Consider the following 12093-nt stretch of genomic DNA (forward strand, 5'->3'; position numbering starts at 1 on the left):
TAAAGGATAAAAGTAATGATTTTTATGTAGGGGACATGAACATGAAACATTTAAAGAGTGCTGTTTCATCACAGAAAAAAAGCTTTATCAGTTTCTTTATATTAGCCATATTGACAGGTGTTATGATTATTGGCCAAGCGTACTTACTTGTCACTATTATTGAAGATGTCTTCCTTAATAATCAGACTTTTCGTGTGATACTTCCGTTATTAGGGATATTATTGCTTGTTTTGTTTGCGAGGGTTTTATTCAGTCATATCAGTACACGCATAGGAATTCGAATGGGATCAAGGGTAAAAAATGATTTTCGTACAGAGCTACTGCACCAATATGCTCAAAATCCTATTCAACTATCCCAGCGTGGACAATCAGGAAAAAAGGTTAGTGTCATGATGGATGCAGTAGATGAAGTGGACAGCTATTTTAGCCAATACTTACCACAGATGATTCAATCTGCGATTATTCCATTTATGATTTTAATCTTTATTTTTACACAGCATGCTAATACGGGATGGATTATGCTGATTACGACACCTTTTATCCCTATTTTTATGATCATTATTGGGATGCAAACGAAAAAGAAATCCGAAGATCAGCTTGAGAAGCTCGGAATCTTTTCAGGGAGATTTCTCGATACATTACAGGGGCTTGTCACCCTTAAATTATTTGGCCATGCTAAAAAGCAAAAAGAGATTATCGAGAAAAGCAGTCTTAACTTCAGAGAGGCCACTATGGATATCTTAAAGGTTGCCTTCACGAATTCATTTATGATGGAGCTCATCTCGATGTTAAGTATCGGTATTATAGCTCTTGAAGTAGCTTTACAATTAATTGTATTTGATGGTATTTCCTTCTTTACGGCATTCTTTGTGTTAATTCTCGCTCCTGAATTTTATTCCACATTAAAAGAACTTGGTAATGCTTTTCATAATGGACGTAGTAGTATGGGAGCAGTAGAAAAAATAACAGATGAATTAAATGAAGAAGAACAACCTGTTAATAAAGGAGTATTAACCTTTCAGAAGGAGAAGGCACCTCCAGCAATTACTCTAGAAGAAGTAGACTTTAGTTATGGTGAGGAAGAATTCGAATTAAAAAATATAACTGCTCAGTTTCCACCATATAGCCAGATTGCGATTGTTGGTCCAAGTGGGGCAGGAAAAACGACTTTATTACACATCATGGCCGGTCTTATTGTTCCTTCGGCAGGAAAGGTCATTGTAAATAATCAACCTTTAACAAGCTATCAAGAAGAGGAGTGGCTAAATCAATTAAGCTATATTTCACAGAATCCCTATATATTTTCTGGTACGATTACAGAGAATATTGCGATTGGTGGAGGTAGCGAGACTTCTGAAAAGGATATCACAGCCGCAGCTGAACAGGCAGGGCTTATGGGCTTAATAAAATCATTAGAGAATGGTTTTAATACACAGGTGGGAGAGGCAGGAAGAGGATTATCTGGTGGTGAGAAACAGAGATTAGCACTTGCAAGGGCTTTTTTGAAAAAGCCATCTATCATTCTGTTTGATGAACCAACGACTGGACTTGATCTATATACAGAGCGGATTTTACAGGAATCTATTAATAAACTGTCAAAGCAAGCTACCATCATTACAGTGGCACATCGACTTCACACGATACAAGATGCTGACCAGATTCTTTTTCTAGAAGATGGAAGGTTACTTGGGATTGGCACACATGAACAGTTGATCAATCATGTACCTGCATACCGTGACATGGTTGTCATTCAGCGGGGAGGAATGGCGCGATGAAAGAATTAGCCATAGTCACCAAATTAATGCTGAAGGAAAAAAGAGATATTCTATTATCGATTCTTGCTGGCTTTATTGCAGGGATTGCTGCTGTAGGACTTTTTGCAGCAAGTGGATATCTTATCTCTAAAGCTGCTCTAGAACCGCCATTGTATGCTTTAATTATCTTGACCTCAACTGTGAAGCTACTCGGATTTACGAGAGCATTAACACGATATGTAGAACGATACTTTTCACATCGTGCCACATTTACCATTTTAAGTAATCTAAGAGTATCTTTTTTTGAAAAGCTCGAACCATTAGTTCCAGGCGTTTTTCAAAAATATCGGAGTGGTGACTTACTAGCCCGTATTGTGGGAGATGTTGAAGCATTACAAAATTACTTTTTACGAGTTTTCTATCCACCAATTGTGTTAATGATGGTTTTTTTAAGTACGGTTTTATTTACGCTTTATTTCTCAATATATACTACGGTTATTTTACTAATTGGCTTTGTTTTAACGACATTTGTTTTTCCTTTACTGTTTGCTTTGAGACAACGAAAAATTAATAGCAAGGTTAGAGAGGTTAGGGGATTACTGTCCATGGAAGCAACGGAGTTTTTATATGGGTTTCGCGATCTAAAAATATATCAGAAGCTGGAAAGAAAAGAACAACAAATTAATGAAGTGTCGAACAGTTATATTCATGAGCAAGAAAAAGAGCAAATCCATATTGCTTCAAGCCAATCGGTCAACACCTTTATTTCATTATTCATAGCCTGGCTTGTTTTAGGAGCAGGAGCTTATGCTGCCTCCATTGGAGAAATGGACGGAATCTTTTTGGCTATGCTAGTCATGATTGCTTTAACTGTATTTGAAGATGTAGATACAATGGCCATCTTTCCAGTATATTTAAATGATAGTAAACGGGCAGCAAGGCGTTTATTTTCTGTTGTTCGGGAGCAAGAATTGGATAAGCCTAAACATCAAAAATGGATGGAGCTTCCTAGTAAAAAGCCATTCTCTATTAAAATGGAGCACGTTAGCTTTACCTTTCCAGATGAATGGAGGAAATCTATTGATGATATTACTATTCATTTGCCAGCTGGATCAAGAACCGCGATTGTTGGTCCAAGTGGTTCAGGAAAATCAACATTACTTCATCTCCTTTTAGATATATATACTGTTGATCAAGGAGAGATTTTAATTGATGGTCAATCCATTTCTCTCATCCATCAGGAGGAGCTATGGAACAAAGCGAATGTAGTGTTGCAGGAGAATCACTTTTTCTATGGAACCATTCGAAGCAATTTACAGCTAGCAAGGAATGATGTAACGGATGAAGAAATGCAGACGGCTCTTTTCAATGTAAGGCTTGATCATTTTACACTCGATGATCCTATATTGGAAAAAGGAGAAAATTTATCAGGTGGGGAAAAACAACGTTTAGCAATTGCTCGTGCTATGCTGAGAGGGGAGAGCTGTTGGTTTCTCGATGAGCCAACATCTTCTGTTGATGCATTAACAGAGCAGTCGATTTACAAACAGATTTTCGATCAAGCTAGGAATGATACATTAGTGCTCATCAGTCATCGTCTTAATGGAATTGAAGAAATGGATCAGATTATTGTCATGGACCAAGGGCGTATCATGGAGTCCGGAACATTTGCAGAGCTCATGAAGAACAAAGGATATTTTTATGAAATGAAAAAAATTGAGAAGAGCCTGTTATAAGATAGTCTAGGAAATTGAAAAAACATACTAAAATCAGTGGGTAAAATCATCGACGGGTGAACTTATCCACTAATCTTTTAGTATGTTTTGTCTTCATAAAAATATTTATTTAGCTTTCTTTAATAACCTAACATCAGCTTGGGTATTTATTAAAGCTTCATTTAGAACCTCGAACTTTGCATCTATCTTGTCTACTTTACTATCTAACTTATTTACCTTAGTATCCAATTTATCAACTTTACTATCTAACTCATTTACCTTAGTATCCAATTTATCAACTTTTTCATTTGTCTTTTTCATTTCTAAGGATAAATTGTTTACTTCTGAAGATAAATCCATTATCGCCTGAAGAAGTTGTTCATTACTTACTTCATTACTCAATATATTCCGCTCCCTTATTTCTAATTCATATTAGAATAATTGTATCATAATAAAGAAATAAATATTAGAGTTTATTAGATTATTGCTTCAGATTATCTTTACGATCAAATGATTCTCCCAGCCTCTTCTTTATCTATTAATCAATCACTGCAGCCATATGTGCTTTTGTTACAGACCAATGAGAGGTTGTCCAATATTTTTTCTTGTTTTTAATGTAGATGATTTGCGGTGATTCATGCTTTACATCTAAATCCTCTGCAATTTTATTTGATACAGGACGAGATTCTCTTACTTTTACAAGTGTATAATCAATCTCTTGATCTGGTTTATCTGCTAGATAGTTATCATATTCATCTAATGCATTGAAGCTTACTGGACAAGTTGTGCTGTGCTTTAGAATAACTTGACCTTTTTCAGCTGATTTTTCTAAAATAGCATCCCATTCCTCAATTGTTGTGATTTCTTTCCATTCCATATAAAATGCCCCTTTCCAAGTCCGTTGATTGTTAATCTATTGATAAGATTTTCTCTAGTGTACATCAACAGGCTCTAGGATTCAAAAGAATAGTACTCAACTTATGCTGGTCTAATTTTAGTAATCGCATCTGACTCATAAATATGAACCCCTTGCATCTTACTAAGTGCTGCATTTTTCATTCCTTCTGCAACTATTGCACTATGAATAGGTTCGTATTGCTTCATAGGTCCAATGAAAAGAAAGGGTAGTGCTTGGGTTAGCTTTTCCGTTGCTTTTTCCGCTAAGCGAAATTCATTGCGATGACCAAGCAATAAGGACGGTCTGAAAATATGAAGCGCATGAAGTGGTAGCTTCTTTAATTCTTCTTCAATAGTTCCTTTCACCTTTGAGTAAAAGATACGAGACTTTGCATTAGCACCAGTGGCAGAGATAATTAAATAATTATCTACTTGATGCTTTACTGCAAGCTTTGCAGCAGCTAATGGATATTCTAAATCTACCTTTTTAAAATTTTCCTGTGATCCCGCTTTTTTTATCGTTGTACCTAAGCAGCAAAACACATCATTTACCTGAAATGCTTCTTCATTGCTTATCAGTTGATCATAATTAACAATGATTTGCGTTAATTTAGGATGTGTAAAAGAGACAGGATGACGGACGAGAATTCTGACTTCCTCATATGCTTTTGACTCTACTAACTGTTTTGTTAACTCTGAACCAACCAATCCAGTTGCCCCTAAAACTAAGGCTTTTCTTTTCATCTATTTCACTCTCCTTACATTTATAGATCATTATACGAAAAAGTTTAAAAATGGTGGTTTTGTACCTTTTAAATAGATAATTTCAATTTTCCTTTTAATGTGTGGGACAGGAGAGATAGGAATTGTAAATAACTCTCCAGCAGCTCGTTCATTTTCAAAACAAAGCTTTGGTAAAAAGCTAATTCCCATGCCTTTTAAAACCATAAATTTTACGGTTTCAATATTATCTACTTCAAACACAATATTTGGCTTTAAATTCTGTTCTGCAAAGGTTTTTTCCACAACACTTCTATCAAATACTCCTTGAGAGATGGTAATAAATGGTTCAAATGCAATATCTTTTAAAGTTACTTCTCGTTTTAACGAAAGTAGAGGATGGTTTCGAGGTACAACAAGTGAGTATGGATCCGTATGAAATGGAAGGCTATTAAATCGTGAATCTGGTCTTGATTCTATAATTCCAAAATGGCATTGGTTGTGGATAAGTCTATTTAAAATATCCTTTGTAGGCCCTGTGACAATATTTACAGAAACGGTAGGATACTGTTCTTTGAAAGAGGCTAATATTTTAGGAAGTAGGCTAGTGGATACAGATGTAATACTTCCAATAGTTACTTCTTTTAATTCTTGTCCTAAATTAATTTTAGCTTCTTTATAAGCATTGAAAATACGATAAGCAAAAGGAAGAAATACTTTTCCTTCATTTGTTAAAGTTATCCCTTTTCGATCGCGATGAAACAATGTAGTATTCATATCCTTTTCTAGTGTTTGAATTCTAGCTGTGATAGTAGGTTGTGTTAAATAAAGAGCTTCAGCTGCTTTATTAAAACCTGACAAATGGTACACATAGATAAATGCTTCAATATTACTTATATTCAAATGTAACACCCCTTTTCAAGAATTTTGCTAGGACAAACAATAGTTGAATAGAGAATCTCTATCGTAAAAATGGATGTTGGTCGATTCTTTCTATTCATTATAATAACACGGATTGAGTAATGTAGACATCTAACTTGGTATAAGAAAAGGAACAATACAAGGTGATAAGGGAAAAATACTACTTTGAACGGGAGTATTTTTGACTTGTTAAAATAGATTTATGAACCCTTTTTATATCCATAATTAATAGAAAATTCCAATTAGACTATAAAGCGTTTTCATTTATACTGAAAAATATAAGCGTGAAACTATATATTTAGGGGGAGAATCAGATGAGAAAATTAACAGTAATATTTTTGGTCTTTACATTTGTTTTTTTATTAGCTGCTTGTGGAGATGACACAGATAGCGGTAGTGAAAATAACGGAAATCAGGTGGAAAGTACAGAACTAAAGATTGGTATTAATGCACAACCAACAACACTAGATATTCATAAAACAGCAAATATATTAACAAGGAATATTGTGAAGAACATTTATGAGACACTGATTACATTTGATGAGGATTATGAGATAGTTCCGATGTTAGCAGAATCTGTTGATGAAAGTGATGATGGAAAAACATATACCTTTAACTTACGACAGGGAGTATTGTTTCATAATGGCGATGAAATGAAGGCAGAAGATGTGATTGCTTCCATGGAAAGGTGGTTAGAGAGTACACCTCCTGCTCAAACCGTTTTAGGAGATGCGAATTTTACAGCAGCGGATGATTATACTGTAGTTCTAGAGTTGGAAGAGTCATCAGCACTTGCTTTACCAGTTATAGCAAGAACATCACAACAATTCGCTGGGATTATGCCTAAAGAAGTAATTGATTCTGCAGATTCAACTGGGGTTACAGAATATATAGGGACAGGCCCTTACCAGTTTGAAGATTGGAAGGAAAGTCAATATGTTAAATTAACAAAGTTTGAGGATTACCAAGTTTTAGAAACAGGTCATCCAGTCGTTCAAAAGGATGCGAAAATTAATGATGTCTATTTTTATATTGCATCTGATGCAGCAACATTATTAACAGGTGTTCAAACAGGTGAATATGACCTGGTATTAGATATTCATACGGAACATTATGAGCAGTTAAAAAATGATTCGAATTTAGAAGTGGATGTTGAGCTGTATGGAGAAAATGGATTATATTTTAACAAGCATGAAGGTTTATTTACAGATCAAAAGATGAGGCAAGCAGTTAATACTGCTCTTAATTTGGATGATTTGATGCAGGCAGCATATGGAAATAAAGATTTATATGAGCTTGATTCAAGCTATGCATCAGAGCATCAACAAGGCTGGTACAGTGAAGCAGGTAGTGAATTTTATAATCAAAATGATAAAGAGAAGGCGGCACAACTATTAGAAGAAGCTGGCTATGATGGAGAACCGATTCGTATCATATCTTCTCGAGATTATGAATATGTTTATAATTCTGGAGTAGTAGTTATGAATGAGCTTGAGAAAATAGGGGCAAATGTCGAATTAGAAGTTTATGATTGGGCTACATTGATGAGTAAACGTGATGAGAAGGATGCATGGCATATCTTTATTGCAGGTGGTCCATTCCAATCTATTCCGATTGAAATGAATGTTTTTTCACCATCTTATTTTGACGGTCCTTTAGATGATACGATTTATGGGTTAGTGGATGATATTATTCATGCAGATACAACAGAAGCGGCTCAGGAAATATGGGATGAGCTTCAAGGTTATACTTGGGAATACTTACCTTTTATTAAACTAGGGAACTTTTCAAAGTTAAATGTAATATCTAAGGATGTTAAAGGATATTCTCGTTTTGAAGGACCTATCTTATGGGACTTGACGATTGAAAAATAATTGCTAAAAATGCTTCATATATATGATTAAAAAAGGATGGAAAAAGTAATGACAATCACATGGCCAAATCAAAAACGTATGGCAGTTTGTTTAACATGGGATTTTGACGGAGAATCTGCAGCGTATGTGCGGTATCCGAAACAGTCCCGAAAATTATTAAGCGAGCTACATCAACGAAGATATGGACCAACACTAGGTATGAAAAAGATATTAAATTTGCTGGACAAATATCAGTTATCTGGAACATTTTATATTCCGGGTTACACAGCAGGCGTATATAGAGAAGTTACAAAGTCGATTAGAGAACAGGGCCATGCCATTGGTTTACATGGCTATATACATGAATCCTTAGATGATCTAAGTCAAAAGGATGAAGAAGATATTTTATTAAAGAGCAAGGAAATGCTTCATGATATATTAGGATATGCTCCAAACATTTATCGTTCTCCATCATGGGAGCTAAACCGCTGGACACCAGATTTGCTGATTAAACATGGTATACTTTCGGATTCAAGCTTAATGGATGATGAAATTCCTTATGAACTGAAAACAAAAGGCGGTTCAATTATCGAAATTCCGATTCAATGGATATTAGATGACGCAGAGTATTGGGGACACACACGTGCAAGTCGAAATAAAACAATTGTTGATCCTGATACGGTATTTAAAATTTGGAGCAGAGAGTTTGATGGATATTATGATTCAGGGGGATGCTTTGTATTAACTTTACATCCATTTATTAGTGGTAGATCAGTATATATGCAAACAGTGGAAAAGTTAATCAAGTATATGAGACAATTTCCAGATATTTGGTGGACCAACCTTGAGGAAGTAACCAGGTATTGTGATGAACTTAGGAAAAAAGGAGAGCTTGAGATAAAAGAATCTCCTCCAGCAGAACCTTTCGGATATGAAGCTTTACTTCGAGGATAGTCCAAGGTTTTGTTGGATACAAGGAATGAGAAAAGTATAAAAAAGAGGTCCGACACAGAAAGTCAGTTTTCACTGACTTTCTGTGTCGGACCTCTTTATGTAATAGTTCTTAAAAAAGATATAAAACTCGCTTTTTCTAATAAAATGGAGTTAATGCACTCTCCAATACAATGGGAAAGTAAAACTAAAATTCAAATTAATCGTAAAAGACGAACTTAAATTAAAGCTATTTTAGTATAATTATAATGCAGAATATTTTCACTTTACATAATATACTAAAGAGGTTGAAAAAACATTTTATTTAATATATAGTTCTAAGCATGGGAAAAAGTAAAAAAATTAGCGTTTGACTTTATTCACAAATAGATAATAAAATGGCGAGTATGACCCAAGATATCGTATGGTTATAAGTGATATCATCTCTAAAAAATTCAAAATACCTTTAAGGGTGGCAATTAGTCAGTCAGTTAACTAATGAAGGTTTTATTGAATTAATACATAACTAAGGCGCTATTGTTTCTATATAGAAAATACTTTAGAAGCATTTTTTATCAAGAGAAAAAACTAATAAATAATTGGTATGATGTGGATTGAATTTCAAGTAATTGCTTCAAATAAAAAACTTGGTTAGAAATTTTAAGTTTTGATTCATTTAAATTAATGCATTGATATTCTATATTTAATTTTTTAAAACAAATTATTGAAATAGAGTGATAGTAAATGTTAAAAAAATAAAACAGAAATAAAGGGGATTCTTCTGTCAGGTAATTACATCGTTTAAGGAAGGTGGTGAAGGAGATTAGGAAGCAATGTCTAATCTGATAATTGACAAATAAGTATTGGTAGTCATGGTATTTCTATTACTGGAACATCTGGAAAAACTAGTTCTTTAACCATTAATAAGCGTATAAAAGAGATGGGGAATGCTATTAAAACGGTTGATAATAAGGTTCCTGTAATTCCTGCAACTGGTCAACAAATCATCAACTGCCCAAATCAAAAGGCGTTATATAAACGCTTATAAAGCGGTGGCAGACGGTAGATTTATCAATTATTGTTTACAACATTCCGGGTCGTACAGCAGTTAATTTAGAAGTAAATATATTGGCTTGTTTGTTGAAAGGTTGCGACAATATAATTGGCGTAAAAGAATCAAATAAAGACTTGGAACAGAATTATGTATTCTTTGGGAAAGGATTTCTTACTATTCTTAGGCATTTTATTATTATGTTATCTCATGTTAACTATTGGTGCTGCTGGATCAATAAGTGCTACTACAAATGTTGCGCCTAAACTAGTGACTAATGTGTGTAATGCTTGGTTAAAAGGCAGGGCATTGGATCTGCATTACAATTTGCTACCTTTAAATGATGTATTATTACAAATCCAGGTCTTGTAAAAGGTGGCTCTCAGAATGATGGGTAAGATAAATTCTAATTTAATGTTACCAATGTACTTACCCGCCAACGAACTACAAGACGAGATTAGAGATACATTGGAAAAGTACAATATGATTTAAAAACAATTTTTCATTATACTTATTACCTTAAAATTACATGACATATTTAGAGAAATAATGGATAAAAATAGTAAATTATTGATTTCAGGAGGTAAATGATGCAATTAAAGAAGATTGGGAGCTTGTTACTATTGTTAACGTTAGGTATTGCGCTGATTAGTTGTTCAACCAGTACGGGTGATGTTAATCAAAACAAGAAAAAAGATGAAGCACTACAAGGTGGAAAGTTAGACTTCGCTTATCATGTTCAACCATTGACATTAGATCCTCATTTTACTACCTCAGATGCTACAAGAGATATTTCAAATCATATATATGAAGGATTACTGACCCTCAATTCCAGCTTAGAAGTAGCCCCTATGTTAGCCGAAAGCTATGAAGTTAGTGAAGATGGTAATTTAATAACTTTTTATTTGCGTAAGGGAATAAAATTTCATAATGGACAAGAAATGAAAGCAAAAGATGTGATAGCCTCATTAGAAAGATGGCAGTCATTATCATCCCAGGCATTAACGTATTTGGCCGATACCAAATATGAATCAAAAGATGATTATACGGTTATTGCACATATAGATAATCCAACGACATTAGATTTGTATATTTTTTCGGATATTACACAGTTTGCGGCAATTATGCCGGAAGAAATTATTAAAAGCGCTAGTGTTGACGGGGTAAATGAATATGTTGGTACTGGTCCATATGCGTATAAAGAATGGAAACAGGATCATTATATTCATTTAGAAAAATTTTCCGAGTATCAATCACGTAATGAACCTGCTGATGGTATGGCAGGTGAAAAGAAAGCATATTTGGATGATATTTATTTTCACATCATTACTGATCCCTCCACGCGCTTGGCTGGTCTGCAATCAGGTGAGTATGCCATTGCAGGTGATATCCCACCAGATAGTGCTTTAAAATTACTAGATAACCCAGATTTTAAAAATTCTATCGATTCAAGTTCATTTACACCGATGGTATTTAATAAAAAAACGGGTGTATTTTCCAATCAAAAAGCTCGTCAAGCCGCTAATGCTGCTATAAATGCTGAAGATGTCCTAAAAGCGGCTTACGTTGATGAACAGTTTTATGAAATGGATCATGCACTTGTTAAAACAGAACAAACGGGATGGTATTCGGATGTTGGGAGCGATATATACAACACTTACGATCCTGAGTTGAGCAAAAAGTTACTAGATGAAGCGGGATATAATGGAGAGGAAGTAGTGATGTTAACCAGTCGAGAATATGCTAATTATTACAATATGTCTCTAGTTATTCGAGAACAACTAGAAGCTGTGGGGATGAACGTCAAACTGGAAGTGACCGATTGGGCTACAGTACTTAAATCTCGTGAGGATGAAAACAAATTTGATTTATTTTTCACTAATTTCACGATTAGACCGATACCGATTCAATATCTTTTTATGAATTCGGAATGGCTTGGCTGGACTGATAGTGATGATTTGAAAAGAATTTCTGAAGGGATCTTATATGCAAGCTCTATTGAAGAAGCTCAAGAATATTCCGATGAACTTCACCAAGTCTTTTGGGAGTATTTACCCGTATTTAAGCCAGGGAATATTGCGCTTATTACTTCTATGAATAAGAATGTGGAAGGATTTCAATCTATTTCAAATCCTATTTTATGGAATGTTTCCATTACTGAATAACATGGACATATGTATACCATGTAAATGGGAATAGAAAGTAATAAGGAGTAAATTCGGAAAGAATGATAAGTCTATTAACCTCTGTCA

The 12093-nt window shown here is 34.4% G+C and carries 10 protein-coding genes and 1 pseudogene; 7 read left to right on the forward strand and 4 right to left on the reverse strand.

What is annotated here, in order from left to right:
- The first annotated feature begins 41 nt into the window (after positions 1-41).
- Complete coding sequence (gene cydD, locus AB4Y30_RS06300) at positions 42-1775, forward strand: thiol reductant ABC exporter subunit CydD (RefSeq protein WP_368654638.1); 1734 nt, start codon at positions 42-44, stop codon at positions 1773-1775.
- Positions 1772-3490 (forward strand): thiol reductant ABC exporter subunit CydC, encoded by a 1719-nt coding sequence (gene cydC, locus AB4Y30_RS06305; RefSeq protein WP_368654639.1) that lies wholly within the window; start codon positions 1772-1774, stop codon positions 3488-3490. Before cydD ends, cydC begins: the two co-directional genes overlap by 4 nt.
- A 105-nt stretch (positions 3491-3595) precedes the next feature.
- On the opposite strand, the gene AB4Y30_RS06310 is transcribed toward cydC, so the two are convergent.
- From AB4Y30_RS06310 to AB4Y30_RS06325, 4 genes are all read right to left on the reverse strand, one after another.
- Positions 3596-3871, reverse strand: coding sequence for a hypothetical protein (locus AB4Y30_RS06310; RefSeq protein ID WP_368654640.1), 276 nt, complete (start codon positions 3869-3871; stop codon positions 3596-3598).
- Positions 3872-4007: 136 nt separating this feature from the next.
- Positions 4008-4346 (reverse strand): bacillithiol system redox-active protein YtxJ, encoded by a 339-nt coding sequence (ytxJ, locus tag AB4Y30_RS06315; protein WP_368654641.1) that lies wholly within the window; start codon positions 4344-4346, stop codon positions 4008-4010.
- Between the two features lie 101 nt (positions 4347-4447).
- Positions 4448-5110, reverse strand: a complete 663-nt coding sequence (locus AB4Y30_RS06320; RefSeq protein WP_368654642.1) for an oxidoreductase — start codon at positions 5108-5110, stop codon at positions 4448-4450.
- A 30-nt stretch (positions 5111-5140) separates the two neighbouring features.
- Complete coding sequence (locus tag AB4Y30_RS06325) at positions 5141-5989, reverse strand: LysR substrate-binding domain-containing protein (protein WP_368654643.1); 849 nt, start codon at positions 5987-5989, stop codon at positions 5141-5143.
- A 332-nt stretch (positions 5990-6321) separates the two neighbouring features.
- Between AB4Y30_RS06325 and AB4Y30_RS06330 the strand changes: the two genes are divergently transcribed.
- The 5 genes and pseudogenes from AB4Y30_RS06330 to AB4Y30_RS06350 all read left to right on the forward strand — a co-directional run bounded on the left by AB4Y30_RS06330 (position 6322) and on the right by AB4Y30_RS06350 (position 12006).
- Complete coding sequence (locus AB4Y30_RS06330) at positions 6322-7881, forward strand: ABC transporter substrate-binding protein (RefSeq protein ID WP_368654644.1); 1560 nt, start codon at positions 6322-6324, stop codon at positions 7879-7881.
- 48 nt (positions 7882-7929) lie between these two features.
- Positions 7930-8814 carry a polysaccharide deacetylase gene (locus AB4Y30_RS06335; RefSeq protein WP_368654645.1) on the forward strand — a complete coding sequence of 295 codons (885 nt, stop codon included), beginning with the start codon at positions 7930-7932 and terminating at the stop codon, positions 8812-8814.
- 859 nt (positions 8815-9673) lie between these two features.
- A complete protein-coding gene (locus AB4Y30_RS06340; protein ID WP_368655180.1) occupies positions 9674-9838 on the forward strand; it encodes a hypothetical protein in 165 nt (54 codons plus the stop codon).
- A 41-nt stretch (positions 9839-9879) separates the two neighbouring features.
- Positions 9880-10213, forward strand: a pseudogene (locus AB4Y30_RS06345) (dihydrodipicolinate synthase family protein).
- Between the two features lie 218 nt (positions 10214-10431).
- Complete coding sequence (locus AB4Y30_RS06350; protein ID WP_368654646.1) at positions 10432-12006, forward strand: ABC transporter substrate-binding protein; 1575 nt, start codon at positions 10432-10434, stop codon at positions 12004-12006.
- The last annotated feature ends 87 nt before the right edge of the window (positions 12007-12093 follow it).

The organism is Ornithinibacillus sp. 4-3, from assembly GCF_040958695.1.
GTDB lineage: Bacteria > Bacillota > Bacilli > Bacillales > Amphibacillaceae > CALAMD01.